Raw genomic sequence first — 26,779 nt, 5'->3', positions numbered from 1 at the left:
AGCATGCGCCGGTCCTTAATGCCGGCGCTCTTCAGCCGCATCAAGCTGCGCCAAGTTGATCGAATAGCTCCCGCTGTTTTGCCTTGGGCATCTCCCTTAAGCGGTCGAACAGCATCCGTTCGTATGACTGGGCGGAGGGGCTGAGCGTGTGCGAAAACGTCAAATTCGCCACCCATGTGTGTCCGCATGTTGCGTCGAGGCACTGGCAGTAGAGCTTGGCAAAATCCCGCGATAGCTCCTCCCTTGAAGCAATTCGGCCCTTATTTCCGCACTTGCATACAACTCTCATGTGTCCCTCCCCAGGGCAGCCAGTAGCCACTATTTTGCCACAATTTGTAGTGGCAATTGCTGCTTTACGACGTTTGCCCAGTGTTATCGACTGGTGTTTTGGTTTCTTGCCAGGATATTTTCCTGTCACACCTGAGCGTGTCGTTCAGCTGGCTGAACAGCTGGCAAATCGGCTTGATCTCATTGCTGGTGTACACACGATCGATCTTCTCGATATCCCCAAACCCCCCGCTATTTTCCGGAATGATCCCGGCCAGGGCAGGGTTCATGCGCCAGGCGGCGATCACGTCGTTGCGGGTGATGTTCTTCACCTTCTCCAGCTCGTCCTTGGCCTGAAAGTCCCCCACTGGGATGATCTGGATCGCGTTTTCCTTGCCGTTGGGGATGTTGACGAACATCGAGCGGAAGTTGCCCACGCCCTTGCTCGCGCTGATCTGCGCGCGCAGATTCTCCTCGTCGTCCTCGGTCAAGTCTGGGTCGTTGGTGTAGAAGATGTATCCCGCGTGCGCGCCGTTGCTGTAGTAGCGCCGGCGGAACAGGGTCGCGGCCTCGTTGAGCAACAGCGCCTGCAAACCGCCCAGGTAGTCAGGCACGCCGTAGATGTTCTGTTCCACGTCGTAGTCCAGGACGTGTTCAATTTCGTCCTGGTCAAAGTCCATGAATTTGCTATCGGGCAGCAGCATCCGGAACCCGCCGTCGACCTTCACCCGCATGTTGATGGCCGGCAGGTGCTGCATCTCCAGCACTTCGCCGAAGGCGTTGGTATCGCGGTAGAAATACGCCTCCCCGAAGACCATGTAATCCAGGCTCGCCCGGCCCATGGTTTGCGTGCTGCAGCCCTCGGACGGGATGAATTCACGCAGCAGCAAGTTGCGCTTGAACTTGGGAATGGCGCCGTGGTGCGCGTTGGCGCGCAGAAGCTTGGCCAGACCCGCCCGCGACACTGGCGGTTTGTAGATCTCGCCGTCGTCGCTGAGAAACACCCCCAGGTACTCGCCGATGTTGCCGGACAGCACCTGTTCGGGTTCCCCGAAGGTGAACGCCCGCATGGGCTGCGGCTGTCGCGCCTGTTGGCTGGTTTGGGGCTTTTTGTGTCGTGGCTTGGGCATTGGTTCCGCTCGTGACGTAGCGGCTACGGCGCCGCTTGTTGGTGTTGAGGGGTTCATTGAACAGGGCGTGCATGATCGACCAGGCGATATCAGCATGGCCGGTGGCGTCGGTGCGCGAAGCGCTGTAGGTCACTTGGCCGCTGGTAGTGGTGCCGCGCTTGATGGTCAGGAACGCCTGGGCGATGTCGGTCCAGCCGGCGTCCCATTCGATGCGACTGCCCTGGATCGTGTCTTGGGCCTTGAGTACCAGCAGGTTCTTGGTCTCGAGGCTGTAATGGATCGGCGTGGCTTTCGGGTAGAAGTCGCGCACCAGGTCGAACACGCCATAACCGACACCGGTGATGTCGATACCGATGTGTTGGACGTTGAAACGCTCGGTCAGCTTTTTGACCTGGGCTGCCTGGTAGTTGAACGAATGGCCCCGCCAGCTGTGCTTTTCCAGGATGCGGAATTTCGCCCCGGGTTCCAGCGGCGGGGCCACCACCACGCACGTGGCGTCGTCGCGGGTGCGGCTCGGATCGTAGCCAAGCCACACCGGACTGTTGCCGAAAGGTCGATCCAGCTCCGGGTCGTAGTCCTCCCATAACGACAGGTCGGAGTAGCACCGCTCCAGATCCTTGAGACCGAACGCGCTTTGGCTGCTGTCGATGAACTTGCAGTAAAACAGCTGCTGGAATTTGTCTTCGTCGTACTCCAGCTGCAGCTGCTCCAGGTCGAACAGATCGCAGCCGCCATCTATCGCATCCTGGATGGTAATGGTCTTGCGCCATTGGCCGTCAGGGCACAGCGCGCCCTGGGTGTAGGACGCCTCGGTGGGCCAGGTGCCGCCGGCTTTCTTGCCGCGTTTGCTGTTGCGGAACTCCTCCCCGGACCAGAACGGATATGCCTGGTGTGACACTGCGCTGGGCGTCGAGAAGTAGGTTTTGCGCCACTTCTTGTGGGTACCCATGGCGCTGGCTACGGTGCTGAGCTTTTCGAAGTCGCGGATCCAGAAGTACTCGTCCACGTACACATGGCCGTGGTAGCCCTGGGCGGTGCTGCTGTTGGTCGACAGGAAGCGCAGCTCGGCGCCGTTGCTGAGCGTGATCGGGTTGCCGGTCAGCTCGATATCGAACCACTGTTTGGCAAACTGGATGATGTAGCTGCGGAAGATCTCCGATTGCGAGCGGCTGGCTGACAGGAACACCTGGTTGTCGCCCGTTAGTACCGCGTCCATGAACGCTTCGCCGGCGAAGTAGTAGGTCAGACCGACCTGGCGGCTTTTGAGAATGTTGCGGATCCGGCTCGTCAGTGGGTTTTGCTTGGCCGCGAACAATTCCTGCTGATAGCGGTACATCTTGCTGATGAACTTATCCAGGAAGTCGACTTCGGTCAGACCGCTGATGTCGTTCTTGGCCTTCTTTTCCTTTTTCCTATCACCGCCCTCGCCACGGCTGGAGCGTTCGCCACGCGACCGCCTGCGCGGTTCCTGGGGCTCGCCCATGTTGTCGCCGTTCGATGCCGCCAGAGGTGCGGGCTTGGCCGCTTGTTTCAGCAGGCGTTCGCGAACGATGGTCAGTCGGTCCAGTTCGTTGAGGTCGTCTTTGGACAGGCTGCCAACCTTGTCCAGGAGGAGGGTGATCCGCCGGCCGACGGCAGTCAGCGGCTCTTCGTCCGACAGCATGTCCTCCCAACCGCCCTGGCGGATCCAGTAGTAGACGATCCGGATGTTGGGCAGGTTGAGCTGCGCCTGAATTTCCTTGGCCTTACAGCGGCGCAGAAACAGGCGTTTGGCGGCTTCTTTAACTTCGGTCGAGTAGTACATGGGCCGCAGTCTATGCGGCGAAAACGCCGGAAACGCGGGGTTAAATTCCGAGATCCGCCTATATCGTGAATATAGGAGAAACGCGCATTTGAACCGTTTGTTTGAGGGCTGACGGCTCCCTATCTTGGCGGCTCATTCAACCGATTGAGCGCAGTCAACGCCCATGCCCCGTTCCCTTGTTTCGTTCTGGAAACGTGTCGCCACCAGCGGCATCACCGCCGATGGTCGCGAGATCCTTCCCCAGGAACTGCGCGATATCGCTGAAACCTACAAGCCGTCGAAATACACGGCTGTTATCTGGTGTGAGCACCAACGTTCGGAAGGTTCTTTCGGCACCGTATACGCGGTCCGTCTGGTTGAGGAGGGCGACGACCTGGAGGAGGGGCAAATTGCCCTGGAGGCCCAGCTCAAGCCCAACGACCGGCTGCTGTACCTGAATGACCAAGGGCAGAAGCTGTTCACCAGCATTGAGATTTGGCCGAATTTTGCGGGTAGCGGCAAATCCTACCTGACCGGCCTTGCTGTCACCGACACCCCTTCGAGCCTGGGCACCCAGGAACTCTATTTCTCCCGCCGAACCAACAAAGCCACGTATTACGCCGCTTCCGTTGAACTGGGCACCTTTGAGGAGGAGCCCCAAGGCGAAGTGGGCAAGCTAATCGGTTTGCTCACTGGCTTTTTCAAGCGCTTCGCGGCGGACGCTGAGCCCGCCGAACCCACCACCCCAACCGAGACCGAACCCCCTATGGATGAAGCTACCGCAACGGCCTTAAAAGCTCTGCTGGCTCAGTTGCTGATTGTTGCTGCAGGCATTCAGGCAGTAATCGAGCCTGTCGCCGAAGATGCTCCCGAGCCAGAGCCTGAGCCGATCGATGACGTGCAAACCGCTGTCGATGGCATCGTCACCGTCGCCGAAGAAGAGCGCGAATTTAGCCGCAAAGGCGGTGCCACGAATAAGGCATTGCTGGCGAGCATGGCTGCGCTGCAGAAGCAGTTCACCGCGCTCAAGGACACCTCGGCCGGTCGCCAGTTGCCACGCAACCCAGGCCCGGTAATTACCACACGACGCAAGGTGCTTTGATATGGCCCAGCCATTAAGCGCCCGTGGCGCCAAACAATATGCCGAGCTGCAGGAAACGCTCGCCGAAACATACGGTGTCGAAAGTTCGGCCCGGATGTTCAGTGTCGACCCGACGATTGCCCAGGAACTGAACGACGCGATCACCGCAAAAGCCGACTTCCTGGAGCGCATCAACGTCACCCCGGTTAGCGAGATCAAGGGTGAGAAGGTGTTCATCGGCGTTAACGGTCCGGTCACCGGCCGTACTAACACCAAGACCACCGACCGCGAAGCCAAGGACGCCTCGGCGCTGGACAACACCACCTACGAACTGGCTGATACCCAGTCGGACGTGGGCCTGCCATACGCCAAGATCGATGCCTGGGCGAAGTTTCCCGACTTCAAAGAGCGCTATTCCGCTGCAGTGCAAAAGCGCATTGCCCAGGACCGAATCGTTATCGGCTTCCATGGCACCCGCGCCGCGCCTCAGACCGACCTGGCGGCGAATCCCAAGCTGCAGGACGTGAACAAAGGCTGGCTGCAGCAACTGCGCGAACAGGCCCCACAGCAGGTGCTGAAAGAGGGCGCCGCCGCTGGCAAGGTTACGTTGGGCGCCGGTGGCGACTACGCCAACCTTGATGCTCTGGTGCACGACACCAAGCAAATGGTGGACGAGATCCTGCGCGAGGACGGCGACCTGGTCGCGATCATCGGCACCGACTTGCTCGCCTCTGACAAGGCCAAGCTGTACACCAAACAAGGCGATACGCCGACCGAAAAAGAGCGCATCGAAAACGCCCAGGTTATTGCGACCTACGGTGGCCTGCCGGCGTTCAGCGTGCCGAACTTCCCGGTCAACGCGGTGCTGGTCACCAGTTGGGACAACCTGTCGATCTACTACCAGGACACCAGCTGGCGCAAACAGACGATCGAGAACCCGAAACGCTCCCGCGTCGAGGACTACAACAGCCGCAACGAAGGTTATGTGATCGAGCAGTTGGAAAAGATCGCCCTGACCGAAAACGTGGAGCTGTTGGCGTGAGTCTGGCCCTGGCGCACAAGCGCCGCACCCTGGCTATGGGCAGCACTGCAGTGGCGGCGCTCGCCGCTTCTGCAGGCTTGGCCTACACCCCTGGCGATGCCCTGAGCAGTCCCGCCAATGCGCGCAAACACTTGCTGCTGCAGGAGGCGGCGTTGGACCAGGACCTGGCGCGCATCAGTGCGATCAATGGCCTGGCCGGACGCCAGGCACTCAAGCGCGAAGAGCTGCTGCCCAAGTACCAGGAATACGTGCAGCGCTACTGCGAGTCGGGGCTGAACTTCCCGAATCGCGTTGCAGTGCAGGTATTGGTCTGGCTGTTCGATACCGCCCAGTTCGATGACGCCTTGGAACTGGCTGACTTCCTGATCGAGCAGGGCCAGCAGATGCCGGAGCGCTTCAAGCGCCGCGACATCCAGACCTTTGTCGCTGACGCCGTGTGTGAGTGGGCCTACGCCGAATACAAAGCCAACCGCAGCCCTGAGCCATACCTCTCCGACCTGCTGCCCCTGGTCGACGGTGAATGGCAACTGACGGAGCAGATCCCGAGCAAGTACCACAAGTTGATTGGTATGCGCGCGATGGAGGCCGGGAATTTTGAGGTCGCACTCAAGCACCTGGAGCGCTCAACGGAGCTGTACGCCCAAGCCGGCAATGACACCCGTATCGAAAAGGTCCGCAGGGCCCTGGCAAAACAAGCGGCCGCTAACCCGGCCACCGAATAACCGACTACCCCCCCCCAGCGGGGACCTGTGGAAGTGAGCCGCCCATTTATGGACCGTCCCACTGAAAACAGGCTCCCCGCCCTATTTGAGCGGCCAGCAATGAGCTTTTCCGGGAAAACAACCACCTTTGTGGAGCAGACGATCGAGAACGACGGCTTTTGGCCTGACCTCTCTGTGTCGGAATTCCAGAAGGAACAACGCCTGCCGGCGGAGTACCTGGTAGAGCTGCTGGTCGACGCGTTGAACACTGCAATGGTCGAGGTCAACGCTGACCTGGCCAAGTGCAAAGCACGCTGGCAAGCCAATGGCGTTACGCGTGTCGAGTCCGCGGATTCCACGCTGCTGCCAGAACGTAGCTTTCAGGTGAAGCTTTACAAGCGCGCCGTGTACTGCCGCGCCAAAGGCAACGCGTTGCCGCAGTTTCCGACAGTCACCCGTCGCGAAAGCGCCGAGAACACCGGTAAGGAAGCGCCCGAGCGTGCGGAAACCTTCTTGGCCTTCAGCCAGCAGGCCGTGCGCGCCCTGCAGGGCCGTGGCCGCATCACGGCGGCACTGCTGTGATCCAGCTGCAGGCGCTTACCGCCTTCCTGATGGCGCGCAACCTGGTGGCGCCGGAGCAGTTCGATAGCTGGACGGAACAGGTCAGTCTTGAACTGATTTGGAAGCCCGACCGCGACGGCCTGCACATGTCCGATATGCGCTACCGCGCTGTGTTCTCCCTGGAGCGATTCGCCGGCAACCCGGCCAGGCTGATGGCTTTGGTGGGCAGTTGGCTGGAAAACCATGATCCCGATCGGGACCGCCACGAACTGCCTGCGCCGCTGTTCGCAGTTGAACCGCTCGACCAGGACAGCTTCGACGTGGACCTGTCCCTGGAATTCGTCGAGCCGCAGTACCTGGCCGAAGACCCTGATGGCGAGATCGAGGCGTTCGGCAAGACCTGGGCGTTCGTCCCGTTCGATCTGTGGGTTGCCGAGCATGGCGAGGTGGGCAGCAATGGCCGCTAACCCGCTCGACCTCGATGTCAGGGGCTTGCTCGATGTCGATGCCCAGTTGGCGTTGCTTGAGCTACCGCCCCAACTGCGCCGGCGGTTGCTGAACAGAGTGACCACACGTGTGCGGACGATGAGCCGCAAGCGCGTACGTGAGCAGCGGAACACCGACGGCACCCCATTTGCTGAGCGCAAGGGCACTGCCAAGGGCAAAAAGAAGATGGAAGCCGGCCTGGCCAAGCTGCTGCAGGTCACCCGCGTCAGCTCCGACGAAGCCGAGCTGGGCTGGAAAAACGCCTTGACCCGTTGGGTCGCGGCGCAGCAGCACAACGGCGTCAGCGAGCGACGTACCGCCGCGCAGATGCGCCGCTGGAACAAAGTCCCCCCAGGCATCGCCTGCACCGACAAACAGGCCAAGCGCCTGCGCCGGCTGGGCTTTCGTGTTCGCCAGAAGGGCAAAAAGGCGCTGGCCAGGCCGTCAGTGGCATGGATTCAAGAGCATGTGAACTACGCCAAGGCCGGCTTGCTGATCCGCATTTTGAACGACGAACGAACCGAGTCCACCGGCGCGCAAAGCTGGGATATCACCCTGCCCAAACGCCAGTTCCTCGGTGTGGAGAGCGGAAGCGAAACCCGCGACCTGGTTAACCAGGTGTTCCAACAAATCCTTAATTCACCCCGCTAACGAGGCACAGCATGGCACTTGGCAAAGTCAGCGTTAACAATCTCAATCTGGGCCAAGGCGCCGTGACTGAGATCGAGCGCTATTTTCTGTTCATCGGCCCCGGTCCGAAAAACACCGGCAAATTGATCGCCCTCAACACCGATAGCGATCTGGACACCCAACTGGGCCTACCGGCCAGTGACCTGAAAACCCAGGTCACTGCCGCACGCCTGAACGGTGGCGATCGCTGGGCGTGCCTGGCAGCGCCGATCGCGCCGGACGGCGACTGGACCAAAGCCCTGGAGATGTCCCAGCAGCAGGGCTTTTCCGTCGAGGCGGTGGTGATCACCAAGCCGGTGGCCACCGGCGCCGAGCTGTCGGCCATGCACGACGCGGCCGTGTCGATGAATGATACCTACGGCCGTCGCGCCTTTGTGATGGCGGCCACGGCCGGCCTGTCGCTGAGCCCGTATCAAAGCTGGGCCGAGTACCTGGTGGCCCAAAAAGCGATCACCGCCGGCGTATCAGCACCGCGTGTCCTGGTAGTGCCGCAGTTGCACGGTAACGACCTGGGCGTGTTGGCCGGCAGGCTGGCCAACGCGGCCGTCAGCATTGCTGACAGCCCGATGCGCGTGGCCACCGGCGCAGTGCTGGGGCTTGGCGCCGTACCTGTCGACTCCGAAGGCGTGCCATTGCCGTCCTCGATCCGCGCGGAACTCGACAAGGCGCGTTTCTCCGTCTCCCAGACCTATTCCGATTACCCGGGCGTGTACTGGGGCGACGGCAACATGCTCGATTCGCCAGGTAGCGACTACCAGGTCGTGGAGTACCTGCGCCTTGCGGACAAGGCCGCGCGCCAAGTCCGGCCGCTGTTGATTCGCCGCGTAGCCGATCGCCGCTTGAACAACACCCCCAACAGCATGGCCGTGAACGTCACCGCCCTGATGGCGCCGCTGCGCCGCATGGCCAAGTCGGTCAAGTTCGCCGGCGAGGTGTTCCCGGGTGAGATCGAGTCGCCGAAAGACGGCGACATCGTGCTGACCTGGAAGAGCAAAACCGCCGTTGAGGTGTACATCAAGCTCAAGCCTCACAACTGCCCGAAAGACCTCACGGCGAACATCGCCCTGGACCTTTCCAACGACGATTCGGAGTAACCCCTCATGTCACGTATTGGCGGCAAGAACTTCGACGTGAACCTGGGCGATCTGCTGGTACACGTCGAAAGCTGCACCCTGGATATCACCGACAACAGCAAGACCGCACAAACCCGTGGCGTGCCTGACGGCTACGTCGACGGCGATGTGGCGGCGTCCGGCGAACTGGAGCTGGATTCCACCAACTTCAACCTGCTGATCGAAGCGGCACGCACTGCCGGCAGTTTTCGCAAGCTCGATGCCTTCGACACGGTGTTCTTTGCCAAGGCCGGCGACGACGAGCTGCGCGTTGAGGCCTTCGGCTGCAAGTTGAAGGTGTCCAGCCTGCTGAGCATCGATCCCAAGGGCGGCGAGAAGACCAAGCACAAGGTGCCTTTTGAGGTCACCAGCCCCGACTTTATCCGTATCAACGGCGTGCCGTACCTGGATGCCACCGAGATCGAGGGTATTAGCTGATGGTCTGCCCGTTCGATCGCGCCCAAGCCCTGGAACAACGTCAGCGGGACCAGGCTATCAACGCCCAGTTGGCCCAGGCCCGGCGTGAGTCAGCGGGCCCAAGCCTTACTCACTGCCTGGACTGTGATAACGAGATTCCTGCAGCGCGCCAGGCGCTCGGCGGCAAGACCCGCTGCGTCCCGTGCCAGTCCTTTTTCGAAAAAGGAGTGCAGCGATGAGCACGAATCAGGCGGCCCAGGACACCGCCATCGCACTGGCGAAGGCGTCACCTGCGATCGGTGTAGCCGCCACCGGGGCGACAGGGGCCATCGATTGGTCGGCTGTCGCCTACATGCTGACTGCCGTTTACATGGTGCTGCAGATCCTGCTGTTGGTTCCCAAGTATCGCCAGATGCTGCGCGACTGGAAGGTGAAGCCATGAGCCTGCGCGGCAAGATCGCCGCCGGCGCTATCGCGCTCTGCAGCTCCACGCTGGTGCTGTTTTTGGGCACATGGGAAGGCAACGGCCAGAACACCGTCTACGCCGACAAGCTGGCCCGTGGCCTACCAACCGTGTGCAAGGGCATCACCCGCCACACCAGCCCTTACCCGGTGGTTGTGGGGGATTACTGGTCGGACGCTCGCTGCAACGAGGTGGAGCAGCTGGTGATCAGCAAAGGCCAACTGGAGCTGGCCGACTGCATCACCAATCAGGACGTGGGTCAGAACACTTTCGACGCCCTGAGCAGCCATGGCCACAACTTCGGCACGGCCAGCACGTGCGCCAGTCGCGCAGTCGGCCTGATCAATGCCGGCCGCATCAAAGAAGGCTGCCAGGCGCTGGCCTGGGCGTCTGACGGTAGGACGCCGGTGTGGGCCTTTGTCACCACCGTCCAGGGCAAGAAAGTGTTTATCCCGGGCCTGCATGCGCGCCGACTGGCGGAAGCTGCTTTGTGTCAGGCGGGCTTGTGATGCGCGAAGGCTTTTTCATCCTGGTGGTGTGCCTGGTGGCCTGGTTCGGCTTCGACCTGCTGGAAGGCCAGCGCGACACGGCCCGTAGTGAGCGTGACGCCGCGCTGTTCGAAGCCAGCGGCCTGCGCGAAGCGACGCGGATCAGCGGCGAGATGCTGGCCGAGCGTGACGCCATAGACCTTCAACGTACCCAGGAACTCAACGATGAACGCATTGAAAACGACGGCTTGCGCCGCGCTGTTGACGCTGGCGATAAGCGGTTGCTCCTCAACGCCACCTGCAGCGCCCCAGCCACCCCAGCGGCCGGCGCCGGCGGCTTGGCTAATGCAGGCACCGCCGAACTCACAGCAAACGCTCGACAGGATTATTTCACCCTCAGAGATCAGCTTGCCCTCAGTCGGCAAATGATTCTGGGCCTGCAGGACCATGTGCGCCGGGTTTGCCTGCGCTGATTCAACACTTTCTAAATCTGAACGGAGCAACACCATGACCGATACACGCGATATCACCCTGGAAGTCGGCGACAAGGAATTTACCTTCGCCCTGACCCCGCAAGACGTGACCAAGTACTTCAACGCCGTGACCCAGACCAACAAGGTTTCGCCGGCCAACAACCTGCTGGTGACCACCGTTAAGCAGGAACAGCGCGCCACCCTCAAGGCCCAGCTGGGCAACCCGGTACTGGTCATGCAGCTGGCCGGCGCGCTCCTCGAGGAGTACGGCCCAGACGTTGAAATTACCGTAAAAAAGCCCTCGACCACGCCGAACGACTGACCGAGAACGGCCTTGGCCAACTGGTGGCCCTGGCCGGCCGCTGGCTACCTGGTGCCGAACCCACCGCCGAGGTGATGGGGACGGCCAAGTGGCTGGAGGATGAGCACTGGCGCCGGATGGAGATCGCCATTGCCAACGGCATTGCCCACGCACTCAACGGATAAACACTGATGGCTGACAAAAGCGCCCGCCTGGCCTTCATTTTGAGCCTGACCGATAAGGTCACCGCCCCGCTGGGGAAGGTCAAGATGGGCTTTTCTGATTTGGCTGAACAGAGCGAAAAGCACATCAAGACGATGGGGTTTGGTCTGGCGGGCATTACGGGCGCGTATGTCGGTATTACCCAATCCATGGAACCAGCCCTTGAGATGAATCGCGCCCTAGGCGAAGTTCGATCGTTGAACGTGGCCGAGGATGCGTTGAATGCGCTGAATCGCAAGTCTTTGGAGTTTTCCGTGGCGTATGGCGAAAACGCCAGGGATTTTGTCGCCTCGGCGTATCACATTGAAGGCGCCATCAAGGGACTAGTGGGCAACCAGTTGGCGACTTTTACCAACGCCAGCGACGTGTTGGCCAAGGCTACCAAGGCCGACGCCGACACCATGGGCACGTACGTCGGCACGATGTACAACCTGTTCAAAGGCCAAGCTGACGCAATGGGGAAAGGGCAGTGGGTTGAAACCCTGGCTGGCCAAACCGCCACGGCGGTGCAGCTGTTTCGCACCAGCGGCGAGCAGATCGGCGAAGCCTTCAAAGCCGCCGGCGGCCTGGCCAGCACTGCAGGCGTGAGCCTGGCCGAGCAAATGGCGGTGCTGGGCACGTTGGGCAGCACCATGGATGGCGGGGAGGCCGGTGGTCTCTACAAGTCTTTCTTTGAGAACGTCAGCGGCGCATCGGAAAAGCTCGGCATGTCCTTTGTTGACCAGCAGGGCAAGTTGTTGCCGATGATGGACATCCTGGACAAGCTCAAGGGCAAGTTCGGGGATCTGTCGATTGAGGCCAACGGCAAGCAGCTGCGCGACGCCTTTGGTGGTGAAGCGGCACGTCTGATTACCACACTGATGGGCGACACCGGCCGCTTGAAAAACGGCATGGAGCAACTGGGCAATGTGCGTGGCCTGGAGAATGCCGAGCGTATGGCCAAAAACATGGTGGACCCGTGGCAGCAGTTCGGCGCCGCCGTGCAAGCGCTACGCATCGCTTTTGGCCAGTCATTGATTCCGATCCTGACACCGTTGATGGATCGCCTGGTGGGCATTGCAAGCACGCTGACTCGTTGGACCCAGTTGTTCCCCAACATTACCCGGCTGATTGGGATAGTCACGCTGTCGTTCCTGGCGATCACCGCCGCCATGTCGCTGCTGACCCTGACCGTGGGGCTGTCGAAAATGGCTTGGCTGGGAGCGACTGTGGTGTGGAACGCTCTCACCTGGTCGGGCTACCGCAGCATCGCAATGTTCCTGTACCACACCGTGATGGTGATCGGTTTTGTGGCTGGCTTGGTGCTGATGGTCGCCTGGATGGGCTTGGTCAAGGGCGCGATGCTGCTGTGGCAGGGCGCGATCTGGCTGGTCAATACCGCGTTGTTGGCCAACCCGGTGACCTGGATCGTGATCGGCATTGTTGCCCTGGTCGCGGCTGTTGCGGCGGCGATCGTCTATTGGGACGAGTGGACCAGTGCGCTGCTTAACAGCGAGGCGTTCCAGTGGGTCAGCGGCCAACTGACCGCGCTGTCTGAGTGGTTCGATTCGATGGGCGGCTGGTCAGCCATGGCCAGCGCGGCCTGGGACGGCATCGTCAACATTTTTAAAAGCGCGATCAACGGCCTGATCGAGATGTTGAACAAGATCCCCGGCGTGAACATCGAGGCGGCGTTTGGCGACATGCCAGCCGCGCCGGACTTGCCGACCATCAGCGCGCCCCAGGTCGAGGCACCGTTGCTGCCGCAATTGGTGAGCGCTCCCCAGCAACCCATCCAGGCGCCGCCCCTGGTGATGGCTGCCACGTCAAAAGCACCGGCACCGGCCCTGCCAGCCCTCAACGCTCTGCAGCCGCGGACCCAAGCGCCGGCCCTGGTGCTGGCACCTGTGCCGAAAACCCCGGCGCCGATCGCGCAGCCACTGACCGCTCCCGAAGCCCCGCGTACGGCGCCGGCCCTGGTGGCAGCGCCGGCATTAAAAACGCCGGCGCCGATCGGGCCGCAACTACACGTTACGCAGCCAACGCAACCGCCGGCTCTGGTCACGGCGTCCAAGCCGACCGAGAAGGCCGAGCAGAGCCAGCAGCGGATCAACAACGCCGTGACCAGCCTGTCACCGAAACGGCCCGACGCCGTGCCCCGGGGCGGCTTGCTGGCCAGCATCCAGAACAACAACCAAACCCAAAACAAGGGCACCCACGTGGAGAACGTCAACATTCACACCGGCAAACCGATGAACCCGCTGGAGCTGGAAGGCATGTTGGCCATGGCGGTGGGCGGATGAGCGAATACATCGACCTGCTGATCGCAGACAACGACCTGGTCCTGGACCCATCGCGTCAGCCGCTGCTGATCGAGGACCGGGCCAGCATCGCCCAGGACATCGCGCACATGATTCGCGAGAGCGGCTTGCTGGTCACCTTGGTGGCCGAGCGCAGCCGCCTGCGTCAGCGCGATTGCATCCAGCAGTTGGAATTGCTGGTGGAGGCCGACGAGCGCCTGGTACCGGGCACAGCCCTGATTAAACAAGTGGAGTCTGGCCAGTACCTGGTCACGGCGAAAACGCTGAAATTTGGCGACATCGAGGTGACCCTGTGAGCGACGTAGATTTTAAGCAGGCTCTGGCAGACGGCGGCATCCCAGTCACCGAGGAAGGCTTGCGCCAGGCGTGGGAAAAGGAAGTCGCGGCCCAGGGCAGCAAGATGAGCAATACCAGCGCCTATTCGCCGTTCTGGCGGGTAATCACCGCGCTGGTGACTAAGCCGGTGCTGTGGCTGATCAACTTCGTCAGCGGCACGATCCTGCCGAACTTCTTTGTCAAAACCGCACGCGATAAATGGCTGGATATGCTGGCCTGGGCGGTAAACGTCGAGCGCAAAGGCGCGACCAAGGCCAAAGGCGTGCTGCTGTTCACCCGCGATGTGCCGGGTGGTGCGTTGGAATTGCCCGCCGGCGTGAGAGTGCAGTCCGCAGCGATCAACGGGCATATCTATCAATTGATCACTAGCCAGGCCGTCACCTTCGCGGACGGCGTGCTGCAGCTGGAAGTCCCGGTAGAGGCCCAGGAAGTGGGCAGCGGCTACAACCTGGCCCCGGGTTACTACGCCATCCTGCCGGTGCCCATTGCCGGCATCGTCCAAGTGGTGAACGCGGACGGCTGGCTGATCGCACCAGGTGCGGATCCAGAGCCGGACGATCAACTGCGTTTGCGCGTGCGCAACCAATTCTCGGCGGTCAACCAATGGCACACCGACTCTGTGTATCGCGCCATGATCTCAGCCTTCCCGGGCGTGCGACCGGACGGCGTGTATTTCTTGCACGGTGCACCGCGTGGGCCAGGCAGTGCCAATGCCTACGTGCTGTTTGATGCAGACGTGCCGGCGGCGACTTACCTGGAGCAAATCAACGCGCATATCCGCGATCAAGGAAACCATGGCCACGGTGATGACCTGCTGGTGATGGTCATGCCAGAAACCCAGCACGCGCTGAGCCTGACCCTGTGGGCACGGCCGCTGCTGACCGTCGAGCAGCGCACCAAGCTGCGCGCCGAGGTGGAACAGTTCATTCGTGCGGCGTTCCGCGAGAGCGGTACCGGTGACTATCAGCCGACGCTGACCTATCCCCAGTCGCGGTTTTCATTCAGCCGCCTGGGCGAAGAACTTCACCAGCAGTTCCCTGGCATTGAGTCGCTGCATTTTGACAATGCCGACATCGTGTCAGAGCTGAGCATTCCCAGGATCAAAAGCCTGCAGGTGGTGCCGGCATGATCAAGCTGAATTTGCCGTTTTGGCTCGATGGTCCGCAGCTGGCCAAGCTGAAAGCAGCCGCCCAGTCCTGGTGGGAGAAGGTCGAAAGCTGGCTGCAATGGCCTCTGCTGCAGATGGATGCCGAAACTTGCCACTTGACCGTGCTGGACCTGCTGGCCTGGCAACGGGATATCAGCCGCTTCAAGGATGAGCCCGAAAGCCTGTATCGCCTGCGGATCAAGTTCGCCTTTATCAACGCGGTAGACGCCGGCAGCACGGCTGGGCTCAAACGCATCCTGCAGCGGTTGGGCGTGGGTTACGTCGAGATTGACGAACGCATGCCCGATCGGGACTGGGACGTGGTGATGCTGCGTCTTTCCGACTCCCAACTGTCGCAGAACCCGGAGCTGCTGCGCGTGCTGATTCAGCAGTACGGCCGCACCTGCCGGCGCTACGACTTCGTGACCCTCACCCCCGTATCGCTGCGCATCGTCGCGGCTGACTTTAACGACGATCAGCAAACGCTGATTGCCAGCCTGTAGGAGCCTCCTGTGGGAGCCAGTATTACCCTTGCAGGCGAAAGCCTGATTGCTCAAAAACTCGGCGCGCAGCAGCGCCTAGAAGTCGTTCGCTTTGTCTATGCCAACGTACCTGGGCTGAACCCAAACAGCCCGGTCGACCGCGCCGCGCCGAAGCCGCCGGCGGCGCAGATCGTCCACACCTACACGATCCCGCCGCAAAATATCGGCTTCGTAAACCCCAATCAGGTGGTCTACAGCTCGATGTTGGGCAGCGATATCGGGGACTTTGATTGGAACTGGATCGGCCTGGAAACCGCCGAGAACGTGTTGCTGGCCGTGGCTTACGTGCCGGTGCAGCAGAAGCGCAAGAACATCCCGCCGCAACAGCTGGGCAACAACGTCACCCGCAATATCCTGGTGGTGTTTGATGGGGCCCAGGCGCTGACCGGCATCACGATTGATGCCAGCACCTGGCAGCATGACTTCACCGTGCGCCTCAAAGGGATTGATGAGCGCGAGCGGCAGAGTAACCGCGACGTGTTTGGCCGAGCGTGCTTCTACCGCAACGGTCTGCAGGTGGAAAAGGTCGCGGCCGGGTACCGGCTGAAGCCTGGCCTGGCTTATATCGAAGGTATCCGCGTCGAGCTGGCCAGCGCCTTGCCGATCGCGCCGCCTGCATTGCCGGCACCGGTGTGGCTGCGCGTGTCCCTGCGCCGAGAGCTGAACGACGTGGTGGCCAGTTGGAAGGTGGTGTTTGACCCCGACCAGGCCGACTACCTGGACACTGACGGCAGTTGGCATTACTGCATCCCGCTGGCGCACCTGGTGAGCGCCAACCAGATCAACGATCTGCGCGTGGTCGCGCCCATCGATGGCCCGCTGGTCGATCACTTCGCCGCCAAGGTGGGTCACTACCCTGACTTGCGTTCGGGCTCCGCCACGCGGTTGGCCAACCCGCGCGCGATCAATGGCGTGGCCTTTGACGGGACCCAGGACATCACGGTGCAGGACGCCACCAAGCTGCCGTTGACCGGCGGCACGATGGTCGGTGATGTGGTCTATGCGGCTGGCAACTATTTTGGCAGCGCCTGGGCGCGTGGGATGACGTTCACGTCCGGCGATAGCGTCGTTGGCAGCATCGGCGGGTATGGCTCCGCCACCGGCTTCAAAACTTTATTCATGGGGTTGGGGGCTGATGGATACCTGACCGGCAACGGTGTGCGGGTGTCTGTCGACGGTGTGGCGATCACCGGGCTGCTGACCGGTAACGGCGGGGGGTTGGTCAATCTCAACGCCAGCGCCCTAGCTGCCGGCACCGTGCCCCGGACCAGACTGTACGGGGCTTACGATATTCAGGTGACGGGCAACGCCGGTACCGCTACCCGTCTGGAGACGGCACGGCTGATCAACGGCGTAGCATTCGACGGTACCCAAAATGTCGCGATCGTTGATGATTCCAAACTGCCGCTTGCCGGCGGAACATTGACCGGCAGCGTGCGATTCAATGCGCCGACGATTGGTGGCTCGTTCGTCAGTTGGCAGGAGCGCCAAGCCGCAATTCAGATCGACTGCCCGGCCAATACTGCCTCCTATTCTGTATGGAAAGGCACCAACTGGAGCGAGCGCCACCTGGCCGCCATGGAGGTCTACGCCGGTGGAACGGCCGTCTCGTTGCCCTCGGTGGTCATGCACGTGGGCGGAACCATTGCGGCGTTCATCCTAGACGGTGCCGGGCACTTGACCATCAAGGGTTCGTATTTTGGCGATGGTGGGCAGTTGACCGGCTTGAACGCCAACGCGCTGACCCTTGGCACGCTGCCCAAGGCCCGATTGAGCGGCACCTACGATATTGCTGTATCAGGTAATGCCGCTACCGCGACCAAGCTGGCCACGCCTCGACTAATCAACGGTGTAGCGTTCGACGGCACCGCCAATATCGCGATCGGGGACAACTCGAAACTGCCTCTTAGCGGCGGAAATCTGACTGGAACGGCGCGGTTTGACTTCCGCGCCATGGCAGGCGCGTTTGTTGACTGGCGATCGCGATTCCCTGCGGTTCAGGTCGACTGCCCTGACAACGGCAATGCTTACTTGATGTGGAAGGCAACCAACTGGGCAGAACGTCATCTGGCGTCCATGGAGGTTTACGCCGGCGGCGGCTCCACCACTCCGCCAAGCGTCGTCATGCATGTAGGCGGTACCAACAACGCTCTCACGCTCACCGAAGGCGGCAACCTGCGCGTCACCGGCGTTTATAGCGGCGATGCAAGCGGGCTGACCAATCTGCCCCAGGCGACTCCCGATGTGCCCGGTGCCGTGTTGAAGAACACTGCATCCTTGAGCCCCAACGGGTGGTGGAAGTGCGCGCAAACCGGCCTCATTCGGCAGTGGGGGTTCACGCTGGGCGCATCTGACAACGTGACCCACCGTAGTTTTCCAATCGCCTTCCCGAACCGGTGCGTGTCTCTGGTCGCAAGCCGGACCAGCCTTTTCTATTCCGACGTCGCCACCGGTACCAACACGCTGATCGTCAGCAATGCGCAGTTTTCGGTCATTTCTGGCCCGTTCAATTCGCCTGATGAAATCTACTGGGAGGCCACTGGGTACTAACCATGAGCATTTATTTTCACGAAAAAACCGCAGGCTTTTACGATACCCGCGCTCACGGTGAGCGCACCATTCTGGTGGCTGACCCGAAGTGGAAGCACCCGATGATCAGCATCCCGGATCCCAGCTGGATGGCGGTGGAGGGCCCAATGCTCAAACCCCCGATGATCAGGGTCAAAGACCCCAAGGCCGCGCCGCCGTCGATTGAAGTATCCAACCCTGCCTGCAGCCTGCCACCAGCCAGCGAGATGCTGGAAATATCCCTGGGCGAATACCAGGCGCTATTTGCCGCGCAGGCCCTGGGCAAAGTCATTCAGGCGGTAAAGGGCCGCCCCGTGGCGATCGATCCGCCGCCGTTGACCTGGGAGCAACGCAAAGCCGAGTACATGGCCGGCGTACAAGCGTTCCTCGATAAGACCGCAAAGGCCGCCGGGTACAACGACCTCAAGGACGTGATCACCTACGCGGATGAGCCCTCGGTACCAAAATTTCAAGCTGATGGTGTGGCCTTCCGTACTTGGCGGTCGCTGTGCTGGGCGTACTGCTACGACCAGTTGGCGGTGATCGAGCAGGGCAAGCGCAAGACACCTACCAGCGCCGAGCTGGTGGCCGAGCTGCCTGTCCTGGTGCTGCCAAATGCCTGACATGACCTGGTCGCCGGTGACAATGCGCTGGCCTGCCCAAGCTACCGAATGGATGGGTCAGCTGTCAGCCGCCCAGGGCTTGGCTGGCGGCGAGCTGGCCAGCACGGCCAAGCGCCTGGCGGACCTCAATGGTAAAACCAGCACCAGCCCAGGCCCGGTGGGTGGTGCGGCAGGGGGCGCAATCGCTGCAGGCCGTGCGGCGCTCGCTGACCAAATGGGCGAGGCACCGGCGTGCCTGGTGGTGACGCCGTTTCAAAGCGGCATTGGCCAGGGCCGCGGCTACCAGCGTTTCCTGTCAGCCCCGAACTTGCTGCAGCAGATGGCCGGCAAACTCGTGGATGTAAGCGACACCGGCCGGCCCGATGGCCCCCAGTTCGCCTTGTGCCTGATGTTCCTGGCCACACGCTTTGATCAGTTGGCCAACAGCCTGGCGCGCTTCAATGCCCTGTTGCCCATGCCCGACCTGGTGCGAACCGAGCGCCGCGCACGGCACCTGTCGAAGCTGGAGACGGAAAAGTGGGAGATCCCCGCCGCCGGCACCTTGCCGCGTTGGCAGGCGCTACCCCTGGAGCGCTGCACTGTGGTCAAGGCCGCACAGCAATCCATGGCTGGCCAGCTCGCCGTCCTGGAGAGCTACGCCGCGGACAGCTCGCCCATGGCTGACCTTGCCGCGCTGGCCGGGCGCAAGGCCGCGCAACAGCAGGGCCGGGATCAGCAGTTGGCCGATCTGAAAGCTTTGCTGGCCGATGGCAACCCGGACAGCAGCATGCGCGCTCGCTTGATCGGCCCAGGTAACGCCACCGAGCTGCGCCAGGCGCTGTTAGCCGGTGATGCGCCGGGCCATGAGTGGGTGCTGTGTGCCGGCGCGCTGCTGGTGGGATCTGAGAAGGGCTTGAGTTTCGTGCGTGAGTTGGTGGGCCTATGACGCTGCTACTCGACGGGCAAGAGGTACGTGGGAAGAACCTCAAGGTCACCGGCAATCTGCGCATCGAGAGCGACGATCTGTCGGGCCAGACCAGCAACACCGACAAGGGGCATAAAGGCTTTAAGCCTAAGACCCTGACGGTCAGCCTGATGATTCCTTTCGTTGACCAGGTGCAACTGCGCGACCTGATGCGCCTGGTGGAAGCGACCGAAGGCGGTGGTCAGCTCAAGACTTACCGGATCGTCAACGACACCGCCGCCGCGTTTGGTATGCGCCAAGTGACGTTCACCGAAGGCGTGAGCGCCCGGGAAGACGACAACCTGCGCGGCTGGCTGATCCAGTTCACCCTGACTGAAAAGCTGTCGAACCCGGAGAAAGTTGAAGGGCGGCGATCGGGCAACGCGGTCACCGCGCAGTCCGGCTCGGGCGGGGCAGTGGGCGGCACTGGCGGCACCGGTGGCGACTCCAGCAGCGGACCGGAAGAACTGACCGGCTTTGAAGCCACGCTGAAAAAGGTCGACGGCTGGTTGGGCGGCGCTAACACATGAAACTGCACAAGGAATTGGCCATCAATGGCGTGCCCTATGTCCTCGTCAAAAACGAAGTCCGACTGGACGCGAAAAGCCCCGGCCGGGCGACGTTTACCATTCAAGCTAAAGCGCCGGTCAAGGGGCTGGTAACGCTCGATATCGGCTACAACGGGAACACGCTGCAGCGACACTTCATTGGCTACGTCGAGCGCTCTACCACGGCCAGCAGCACCCAGCAGGTGCTGTTCTGCCGCGAGCTTGCCGCGATCCTGGCCAACCCACTGCCGCTAAACCTGCGCCACGTCGACCTGCGCGCCGTCCTGGTCGAGATCAGCCAGCACACCGGTTTGCGCTTTCGCGTCCCGAACCGGCCATACGCCGGCGTCAAAGCGCCGTTCTTCTACAGCCTGGCCGCTGGCTACCAAGCCATGGACAGCCTGGCCCGGGTTTTCAATATCCCCGACTTCATCTGGCAGCAGCAGGGTGACGGGGAAGTGTTCGTGGGCAGTTGGGCCGACAGCTTCTTTGGCGTTCGCTCGCCGCTGCAGCTGCCGGTGGAACTGTTCGATGACTACCAGGGCAATCAAAGCGCGATGATTGCAGCCCTTCCCGGGTTGCGACCAGGTGCAACAATCAACCACGGCGAGCGCATCACCAGTGTGGCGCTCATCGACAACCAGATGGCCATCCGATGGACGACGCAATTCGCCGCAGCGTAGAACGACAATTTCCTGAACTTACCGGCGGTTACCACCTGCCACGCTTTGCCCGGGTTGTCGCAGTGGCCGACGCCCCGGCTGGCGCCGGGATCTGCGACGACTTCCGGCCCCGCTATGCGGTCGACATCGAGGTCATGGGGCCGGACGGCGAGCCAGATACCAAGCTGCCGATCCTGGCGGGCGTGCCCTTGCCGCTGCCCACCGGTGGCGAAGAGATGGGCATCTATGCCTTCCCGGAAGAGGGCACCCAGGTTGTGGTGTGCTTTGCCTATGGATTGCCGCATAAGCCCTATATCCAAACCATCCTGCCCCACGGCCTGAGCATGCCCAGCGTGCCGAAGGGTGACCAGGTGTGGCAGCACAGCGAAGCCTGTCAGCAGCGTGTCGATGCCGACGGCAATTGGCTGCGCCAAACGGACGGCAAGATCCGGGACAAGGCGATCGAGCGGGAAGTGGAGGCTATGGGCAACAAGGAAATGTTCCAGAACCACACCAGGACGGTGGACGACCACTCAACTGAGTCTGTAGGAGGGATCAAGACGATCGAGGCGCTGGGCGCGCTCAAGCTGCTGTCGGGCGGATCCGCGAGCCTGGCGGCGGTGGATGATTTGCATCAGGCAACCGGACGGGATCTGAACCTGGTAGTGGGGCAGAAGCACAACGCTGCGGTGGGAGGCGATATGGAGGAAAAGATTGAGGGGCTGCGGAAGAGCGTGGCGGGAGTCAGTCAGCGGCTGGTGGCACCTAAGACGTGGCTGGGCTCTGAAGGGGTAAACGTGCTCCAAGTGCTTTGTGATTTGCTCGACTTGGTAGAGCAGCTGAATAAGCAATTGGCTACTCATACGCATCTACCTGGGCCTGTGCCTAACCCTGGTGACGCGGCTGCTTTCGTTTCATTAGGCTCGAATGCCGCCTTGCTCGCAATCGGACTCAAAAAAATAACTACCTGACTTCATGAAGCTCCAGGTTTCTGGACAGAACTGTGCAAACTCGTTTGCAGACATCCAAGGGTATCTGAAAGATATCCAAAAGATATACTGATAGTCTAAAGGCGATCAACTTAGGCCAAGTGTCGTTTATATAATACAGTTCGACTTCCGTTCGTCGGATTTATTCTTTAGCAATGTCATTACATGTAATGACTTCGCTTAGCCGAGTACGGCTATCAAATTTGGTCAATGCTCCAGTGAAACCCTTATGTTTCAGGAGGCGGTGCGCGCTGACGTGTTTTGGCACCGCACCGGATACGAGAAAGCCCGGCTAAGGCCGGGCTTCTCAGGCTGAATTTCGTGGTTGCTCTGATTCAAAAAAAACCTGATGATTCGTTCAACCACCGGCTTCAGCCATTCCGCTTTGTACTCGCACCACAAAGATTATGGGCTGCAGAAGCCTCAGTCAACCTGGTTTGGCTTGTGTTAGTCGGTTAAGCATTTAAGAAATTTTTGCTTATACGCTTCTAAGTTCTCGTCAGGCCTAACGAAAGTTGATAGAGGTCAAATGGTGGGAGGTAAGTTTCGTTTAACGGAACTTGTTCACTAATCCCTACGGAGAATGCAAACGGTGAGACATACATTCCGTTTTATTCCTGAAGAGTTGATCCGGGCGCTGCAGGCAGCGTATTGGTCGATTCGCCTCATTCGCATCCTGCTGTAACCACCCAATAGAAAACAGGAGCTTCGGCTCCTGTTTTTTTAAATTGATTTACGGCCTTTCTATCCAAGCCGGCACCACCAGGACTGAGCGTAAGCGCATCCGTCGATGTATTCGATCCCACTCAATACAAACCCTGTGGGAGCCATCCCTGAAAGCGTCGCGTCTAGCAGGTTAGGTAAGGGATTGGGCTCAAGCGGCATCCCCTTGTGCAATATTGCCACATTGGAGCTGCGCCCAAGTTCAGTGCAAACCTGTGCGTTGACACGGACGTCCCCCGTGATAGGGGCATAGCGCCGTCTTTCTTGCGGGCTTAAAGGCACGCCCTTACACCGCATAGGAGTTACCAGCATATGCATGATGACTCGCCCCTAAAGGTTCCCTGACTCGTCCAACCGGGTTTCAACTGCATAAGCCAAAGCACCGTCGGCCAGCTCAAGTAGATCGCATAGGTCGTCTCGCTCAATCACCTGCGCTCTGTACAGCTCATGCGCCTGCAGCAAGAGGGTTTTATGGTGGGCACCTGGATGCTGGAGCAGTGCTGACTGATCCCGCAGGAATGACATCCATGTCTCGACAGTCCACGCTTTGGAGAGGTTGCCAATGGTCATAAATACATCCGAAACAATACTGTATATGCAGACAGTATATGGTTTCGTTTGATCATCAGCCTGTGGATCCGACGAAGGGCAGGGATGAAGTGCGGAAGTTACGCGGCGAAGAAAAAAACGGATGAAAAAAGCACTTATCCCCCTCCCGCCGACGGGGTTTGTGTCATTTTTTTGTGCAAACCCAGATGTAGTGCAAACGCGCCGGCAGCCCAGGCGGGCTGGGGCACTCTAGGGGCGAGCGGCAGTTTCACAGATTGCAAAATTTTGAAGAGAAGTGCAGCGCGGTTGCAGGGCGGTGCAGCAGAGGGCCACGGACGGGGCAGGGCTGGAGGCCCCGGTTTCATTGATGGGCAGAGGGAAAAATATAGGAATACGGGTCTTTTCCAAAACGAGACAGATCTTTTTTCTCGTCGTCCGTCACCGCCTTTGATGAGCTCGAAAGCTGCCGTAAGCCACGAAACGTGTGGGTTTCGTCGATATTCGGGTATTTCACAATTCGTCTCGACTCCTTAACCGGCTTCTGACTTTCTCAGGCGGGCCAAACCTTGCTTGATATGCCCCGCGTTCTCACCGATCGCTTCTAAGGCGCCACGCACGTTTTCACCGACTTCTACTGAGCCTTGTTGTTCCAGGCGCAGCGTGAGTTCCATCACAGCTGCTTCCAGTGCCAACTGATTTTCATACATCTTTTCGAGCAAGTTTGAGAGCGAATATTCATGCGCCATATGAAGGTTCCTATCGTGAACGTTCAGACTAGCCCAAGCTGCAGGACTCGCCACACAGATGGCTATTTTGGAACCAGGGCTGGGAAAAAGGTAATTTTGGTTAGAGACGGTATGAAACCCTCTACAGGCCGCGTGTTTCGTGGGTTTGACGCATTACCCTAAGGGGTAATATTTGGTAATGGCAAAGGTAATATTTGCCCAAGTGCCCGGTTTTACTGGGGATTGAGCCCGTCAGGAATTACCCGATGAAAAGGTAATGACCTAACCCATAAATTACCAAATTATTACCTTTCTGAATATCTATCAAGCTGTTGAAATTAAAGGGTTTTATTCCGTTTCAGCGAGCGTATTACCAATATTACCTTTTTCCCATGCCTCAACATAAATCGGGCGGGATGCCGTTTTTCACCCCCTTCCAACCGTCGCGCACTAACTTGGTGCAAAACCCATGGGACCGCCATGGGACTGAGAATGGCGATTTTTTGGAGACCCAGCATCGCTGCAGGCCGCGTAATCCGGACACTTGCATAATGAAAGTCACTTTGCGGGTAGTTTCGAATCTCTCCTTCACCGCCAAATTTGAAACGACAAAACCCCTGAAAACGTTGAAGTTTTCGGGGGTTTTGTGTTTTTAAGATATCAAAAAGGTCGGAATGGTCAGCCGGCGAACGCACTTAACCCCACATACAAAAACACCGGTCAATGCCCGGTGTTTTTTTAATGCATGCCGCTTTTTTACTGCGCAGTTTTCAACTTAACCACGTCACCTGAAATCTTTGTGGTGTAACCGCTCAGCACCCAGGCCCAGAACCATTTTTCCTGGATCTGGGTGTTGATCAGTGCGTCGCCGCCTTTGGCCTTGATGGCCTCGTTCTGGGCGCGGACGAAACGGCTGTTCTGGCCGATCGGGATAACGCCGAAAAGCATGATGCCGGTGGCGCTGGCTTCGCTGTGACCCAGCACGGTGTATTGGCTGCTGTCGTATTGTGGGGATTTGATGGCGGTGCCGGTACAGCCTGCAAGGGTGAAACCGAGAACTGCTGCCGCGACTGTTTTACTGACGTACTTCACTGAATTACTCCATGGAATAAAGCCCGAGATTCAATTCTTGGGGGCTGCACTTTAATCGCTCTTGTAACAGATTGAAAATAATCGGCGCGGTACGGTTCAGTCCAGGTTGTCGCTAGAGCGGGGTGATGGCAAAGCGCATATAAATGCTGGCGATGAATTCCAGGGCTTGTTAAGGTCGCCGCCTTTCCAATACGCCATTCAGAGGGATCTAAATGCATCCGGTGCTTCGCAAGACGTTCGGCGGGCTTTCTGCCCAGTACTACATTCGCAATTTTCTGTTCGGGCTGATTTTTCCCGTATTGATCTATACGGCGTTGACCCAGTCGAAGACCGGCGGGTTCGCGCTGGGCACCCTTTTCTTTTGTGTGGTCAGCAGTTTGCTTTACCCCTACGCGCGCTTCGTTTATGAAAGCATCATGGGGTACATTTTTGGCAATAACGTGTTCTTTGTGAACGCGATCATGATGCTGACCGTCAAGCTGTTCACCATGGCATTGTGTTGGAGCATGGCGATTTTCATTGCGCCGGTCGGGTTGGCTTATTTGTACTTTCATCATAGCCGGGCGGCGAATCAGGCCTGAGTCAGCTGAAGTCTTTTTGTAGTGAGCGGGCTTGTCCCGCGCTGGGCTGAAGCGGCCCCAAACCAGGCGAATTACGTTATCTGAAACTGCGCGGTGTCTTTATTGGGGCGGCTTCGCAGCCCAGCGCGGGGCAAGCCCGCTCACTACAGGTTGCCCGGGTCAGATGTGCAGCCAGGCCAGGCTGCCCAGTAGCACCGCAGCGCCCGCTGCCGTATAGGACAGGCGCTTGAGCCACTCCCTTCTGGTCAACAGCGTAATCGCTGCCAACGATATCGCGATTTGAATTGCGGTCATCGCCTGGGCCCAGCGATGGTGCTGATGCAAGGCCTGCTCCGACTGTTCATCCCATTGCTTTGATGTGGCTTCAAGCTTCTCGGCCTGCTTGCGCACGTCTTCCTTTTGGCTCTTGTAGCGCTCAATCTCATCCTTGTAGTGCGCGGCGTCCACGCCAGGGATGTGTGTGGCCAGTTCCGCGAGGTTTTGCCGGCTGGATTTGGCCTGGTAATAGTTCCATTGGTTGGCGGCTTCGGTCTTGAAGATGGCGGCGTTGTTCTTGTCCATCGCCGCTTCGCTTTCGCTGGAGCCGGCCTGGTAGCTGAGCATGGCGCCGAGGGTGGCCATGAGGGCGGTCATCACGGCGATGCGGCTGGCGAAATTGTCGCCGCGGCCGTGGGCATGTTCGTTGGTGTGTTCGAGGTGTTTTTCGTGGGGGCTGGGGACTTCGAAGGCTTCGGACATGGGGGCGTCTATGAAGGGACTGAGGGCGTCTGATTCTTCACCAGCAAAGCTGTCTCAAGCCTGTACGTAACGTCGGATCAGCCCGTCTTACAACTCCAATTGCCTGACGTCGATACCAAACGCCTTGGCGATCCTTGCCCGGGTCGCTCGGCGGGGCTTCTTCACCGACTCTTGCTGGGCAAATGCCGACTGCGAAATGCCCAGTCGTTCGGCTGCCGCTCGCTGCGTCAGGTTCAGGTATTCGCGCCAGGCTCGAATGGGCGTCAGACCCTCGATAATCAAGTCGACTACCCCGCCCGGAATAAGGTGGCCTTTGCTTTGCTGTGAGAGGTATTGCCGATAAGGAATCACCACGAACACAGGCTTGCCTGCGGCGTCGTTGATGACCTGTATACGGGGGGATGCATCGACCATGTTTTTTCCTATATAGGCTTATTGCAGACTTATATTTTTATTAGGCTTTTAAAAGGATTTTCCGGCTTTTCAGGAATACCTT

General features: G+C 59.8%; 34 protein-coding genes. 25 read left to right on the top strand and 9 right to left on the bottom strand.

Annotated elements, in window-relative coordinates; genetic code table 11:
• Nucleotides 1-40: 40 nt before the first annotated feature.
• The 3 genes from KVG91_RS05745 to KVG91_RS05735 form a co-directional block, all read right to left on the bottom strand.
• Entirely contained in the window at nt 41-289 is a 249-nt protein-coding gene (locus tag KVG91_RS05745; protein ID WP_084571020.1) for an ogr/Delta-like zinc finger family protein, read from the bottom strand.
• Nucleotides 290-353: 64 nt separating this feature from the next.
• Entirely contained in the window at nt 354-1,232 is an 879-nt protein-coding gene (locus KVG91_RS05740) for a phage portal protein (RefSeq protein ID WP_169374886.1), read from the bottom strand.
• Nucleotides 1,144-3,201 (bottom strand): terminase large subunit domain-containing protein, encoded by a 2,058-nt coding sequence (locus KVG91_RS05735; protein WP_169374831.1) that lies wholly within the window; start codon nt 3,199-3,201, stop codon nt 1,144-1,146. The genes KVG91_RS05740 and KVG91_RS05735 overlap by 89 nt, the downstream gene beginning before the upstream one ends.
• A 163-nt stretch (nt 3,202-3,364) precedes the next feature.
• On the opposite strand from KVG91_RS05735, the gene KVG91_RS05730 reads away from it, so the two are divergent.
• The 24 genes from KVG91_RS05730 (at nt 3,365) to KVG91_RS05620 (ending at nt 21,857) form a co-directional block, all read left to right on the top strand.
• Nucleotides 3,365-4,282 (top strand): GPO family capsid scaffolding protein, encoded by a 918-nt coding sequence (locus KVG91_RS05730; protein ID WP_122561402.1) that lies wholly within the window; start codon nt 3,365-3,367, stop codon nt 4,280-4,282.
• 1 nt (nt 4,283) lies between these two features.
• Nucleotides 4,284-5,303, top strand: a complete 1,020-nt coding sequence (locus KVG91_RS05725; protein ID WP_169374832.1) for a phage major capsid protein, P2 family — start codon at nt 4,284-4,286, stop codon at nt 5,301-5,303.
• Entirely contained in the window at nt 5,300-6,025 is a 726-nt protein-coding gene (gpM, locus tag KVG91_RS05720) for a phage terminase small subunit (protein ID WP_169374833.1), read from the top strand. Before KVG91_RS05725 ends, gpM begins: the two co-directional genes overlap by 4 nt.
• A gap of 99 nt (nt 6,026-6,124) precedes the next feature.
• Complete coding sequence (locus KVG91_RS05715; protein ID WP_169374834.1) at nt 6,125-6,586, top strand: head completion/stabilization protein; 462 nt, start codon at nt 6,125-6,127, stop codon at nt 6,584-6,586.
• Nucleotides 6,583-7,032 carry a phage tail protein gene (locus KVG91_RS05710; protein ID WP_169374835.1) on the top strand — a complete coding sequence of 150 codons (450 nt, stop codon included), beginning with the start codon at nt 6,583-6,585 and terminating at the stop codon, nt 7,030-7,032. Before KVG91_RS05715 ends, KVG91_RS05710 begins: the two co-directional genes overlap by 4 nt.
• Entirely contained in the window at nt 7,022-7,702 is a 681-nt protein-coding gene (locus tag KVG91_RS05705) for a phage virion morphogenesis protein (protein ID WP_169374836.1), read from the top strand. Before KVG91_RS05710 ends, KVG91_RS05705 begins: the two co-directional genes overlap by 11 nt.
• An 11-nt stretch (nt 7,703-7,713) precedes the next feature.
• The gene (locus tag KVG91_RS05700) at nt 7,714-8,835 is read left to right on the top strand and encodes a DUF2586 domain-containing protein (RefSeq protein WP_169374837.1); all 1,122 of its coding nucleotides are present in this window, start codon (nt 7,714-7,716) and stop codon (nt 8,833-8,835) included.
• A gap of 6 nt (nt 8,836-8,841) precedes the next feature.
• A complete protein-coding gene (locus KVG91_RS05695) occupies nt 8,842-9,291 on the top strand; it encodes a phage protein (RefSeq protein WP_169374838.1) in 450 nt (149 codons plus the stop codon).
• The gene (locus KVG91_RS05690; protein WP_169374839.1) at nt 9,291-9,509 is read left to right on the top strand and encodes a TraR/DksA C4-type zinc finger protein; all 219 of its coding nucleotides are present in this window, start codon (nt 9,291-9,293) and stop codon (nt 9,507-9,509) included. Before KVG91_RS05695 ends, KVG91_RS05690 begins: the two co-directional genes overlap by 1 nt.
• Nucleotides 9,506-9,712, top strand: a complete 207-nt coding sequence (locus tag KVG91_RS05685; RefSeq protein ID WP_053253846.1) for a hypothetical protein — start codon at nt 9,506-9,508, stop codon at nt 9,710-9,712. Before KVG91_RS05690 ends, KVG91_RS05685 begins: the two co-directional genes overlap by 4 nt.
• A complete protein-coding gene (locus KVG91_RS05680) occupies nt 9,709-10,242 on the top strand; it encodes a lysozyme (RefSeq protein ID WP_169374840.1) in 534 nt (177 codons plus the stop codon). Before KVG91_RS05685 ends, KVG91_RS05680 begins: the two co-directional genes overlap by 4 nt.
• Nucleotides 10,242-10,694 carry a lysis system i-spanin subunit Rz gene (locus KVG91_RS05675; RefSeq protein WP_169374841.1) on the top strand — a complete coding sequence of 151 codons (453 nt, stop codon included), beginning with the start codon at nt 10,242-10,244 and terminating at the stop codon, nt 10,692-10,694. The genes KVG91_RS05680 and KVG91_RS05675 overlap by 1 nt, the downstream gene beginning before the upstream one ends.
• Before the next feature lie 34 nt (nt 10,695-10,728).
• Nucleotides 10,729-11,016 carry a putative phage tail assembly chaperone gene (locus KVG91_RS05670; protein WP_032895740.1) on the top strand — a complete coding sequence of 96 codons (288 nt, stop codon included), beginning with the start codon at nt 10,729-10,731 and terminating at the stop codon, nt 11,014-11,016.
• 20 nt (nt 11,017-11,036) lie between these two features.
• Nucleotides 11,037-11,180: a DUF6890 family protein gene (locus KVG91_RS27945; protein WP_371132008.1), complete on the top strand. Its 144-nt coding sequence runs from the start codon at nt 11,037-11,039 to the stop codon at nt 11,178-11,180.
• A 6-nt stretch (nt 11,181-11,186) separates the two neighbouring features.
• Nucleotides 11,187-13,499: a phage tail tape measure protein gene (locus KVG91_RS05665; RefSeq protein ID WP_169374842.1), complete on the top strand. Its 2,313-nt coding sequence runs from the start codon at nt 11,187-11,189 to the stop codon at nt 13,497-13,499.
• Complete coding sequence (locus KVG91_RS05660) at nt 13,496-13,813, top strand: DUF2590 family protein (protein ID WP_065951881.1); 318 nt, start codon at nt 13,496-13,498, stop codon at nt 13,811-13,813. The genes KVG91_RS05665 and KVG91_RS05660 overlap by 4 nt, the downstream gene beginning before the upstream one ends.
• Entirely contained in the window at nt 13,810-14,982 is a 1,173-nt protein-coding gene (locus tag KVG91_RS05655; RefSeq protein WP_169374843.1) for a baseplate J/gp47 family protein, read from the top strand. The genes KVG91_RS05660 and KVG91_RS05655 overlap by 4 nt, the downstream gene beginning before the upstream one ends.
• Nucleotides 14,979-15,503 carry a phage tail protein gene (locus KVG91_RS05650; RefSeq protein ID WP_169374844.1) on the top strand — a complete coding sequence of 175 codons (525 nt, stop codon included), beginning with the start codon at nt 14,979-14,981 and terminating at the stop codon, nt 15,501-15,503. The genes KVG91_RS05655 and KVG91_RS05650 overlap by 4 nt, the downstream gene beginning before the upstream one ends.
• Before the next feature lie 9 nt (nt 15,504-15,512).
• Entirely contained in the window at nt 15,513-18,092 is a 2,580-nt protein-coding gene (locus KVG91_RS28205) for a phage tail-collar fiber domain-containing protein (protein WP_318840829.1), read from the top strand.
• A gap of 2 nt (nt 18,093-18,094) precedes the next feature.
• Nucleotides 18,095-18,733, top strand: a complete 639-nt coding sequence (locus KVG91_RS05640; protein WP_169374845.1) for a hypothetical protein — start codon at nt 18,095-18,097, stop codon at nt 18,731-18,733.
• 1 nt (nt 18,734) lies between these two features.
• Nucleotides 18,735-19,658 (top strand): hypothetical protein, encoded by a 924-nt coding sequence (locus KVG91_RS05635; RefSeq protein WP_169374887.1) that lies wholly within the window; start codon nt 18,735-18,737, stop codon nt 19,656-19,658.
• A complete protein-coding gene (locus KVG91_RS05630; RefSeq protein WP_169374846.1) occupies nt 19,655-20,206 on the top strand; it encodes a baseplate complex protein in 552 nt (183 codons plus the stop codon). Before KVG91_RS05635 ends, KVG91_RS05630 begins: the two co-directional genes overlap by 4 nt.
• On the top strand, nt 20,203-20,907 hold the full coding sequence (locus KVG91_RS05625) for a hypothetical protein (protein ID WP_169374847.1): 705 nt from the start codon (nt 20,203-20,205) through the stop codon (nt 20,905-20,907). Before KVG91_RS05630 ends, KVG91_RS05625 begins: the two co-directional genes overlap by 4 nt.
• Complete coding sequence (locus KVG91_RS05620; protein WP_169374848.1) at nt 20,880-21,857, top strand: hypothetical protein; 978 nt, start codon at nt 20,880-20,882, stop codon at nt 21,855-21,857. The genes KVG91_RS05625 and KVG91_RS05620 overlap by 28 nt, the downstream gene beginning before the upstream one ends.
• 762 nt (nt 21,858-22,619) lie before the next feature.
• On the opposite strand, the gene KVG91_RS27505 is transcribed toward KVG91_RS05620, so the two are convergent.
• The 4 genes from KVG91_RS27505 to KVG91_RS05605 form a co-directional block, all read right to left on the bottom strand.
• A complete protein-coding gene (locus tag KVG91_RS27505) occupies nt 22,620-22,916 on the bottom strand; it encodes a hypothetical protein (RefSeq protein WP_225926950.1) in 297 nt (98 codons plus the stop codon).
• A 12-nt stretch (nt 22,917-22,928) separates the two neighbouring features.
• The gene (locus KVG91_RS05615; protein WP_225926949.1) at nt 22,929-23,168 is read right to left on the bottom strand and encodes a hypothetical protein; all 240 of its coding nucleotides are present in this window, start codon (nt 23,166-23,168) and stop codon (nt 22,929-22,931) included.
• A 509-nt stretch (nt 23,169-23,677) separates the two neighbouring features.
• Complete coding sequence (locus KVG91_RS05610) at nt 23,678-23,893, bottom strand: hypothetical protein (protein ID WP_169374849.1); 216 nt, start codon at nt 23,891-23,893, stop codon at nt 23,678-23,680.
• Between the two features lie 735 nt (nt 23,894-24,628).
• Nucleotides 24,629-24,964, bottom strand: coding sequence for a hypothetical protein (locus KVG91_RS05605; protein ID WP_076949535.1), 336 nt, complete (start codon nt 24,962-24,964; stop codon nt 24,629-24,631).
• Nucleotides 24,965-25,176: 212 nt separating this feature from the next.
• Between KVG91_RS05605 and KVG91_RS05600 the strand changes: the two genes are divergently transcribed.
• Nucleotides 25,177-25,545, top strand: a complete 369-nt coding sequence (locus KVG91_RS05600) for a hypothetical protein (protein WP_169374850.1) — start codon at nt 25,177-25,179, stop codon at nt 25,543-25,545.
• Between the two features lie 159 nt (nt 25,546-25,704).
• Here KVG91_RS05600 and KVG91_RS05595 read toward each other — a convergent pair whose 3' ends face one another.
• Entirely contained in the window at nt 25,705-26,283 is a 579-nt protein-coding gene (locus KVG91_RS05595; RefSeq protein ID WP_169374851.1) for a DUF4337 domain-containing protein, read from the bottom strand.
• A gap of 87 nt (nt 26,284-26,370) precedes the next feature.
• Nucleotides 26,371-26,697: a helix-turn-helix domain-containing protein gene (locus tag KVG91_RS05590; RefSeq protein ID WP_169374852.1), complete on the bottom strand. Its 327-nt coding sequence runs from the start codon at nt 26,695-26,697 to the stop codon at nt 26,371-26,373.
• Nucleotides 26,698-26,779: the final 82 nt, after the last annotated feature.

This window comes from Pseudomonas azadiae (assembly GCF_019145355.1).
GTDB lineage: Bacteria > Pseudomonadota > Gammaproteobacteria > Pseudomonadales > Pseudomonadaceae > Aquipseudomonas > Aquipseudomonas azadiae.
This window is presented reverse-complemented; position numbering and strand designations above follow the sequence as displayed.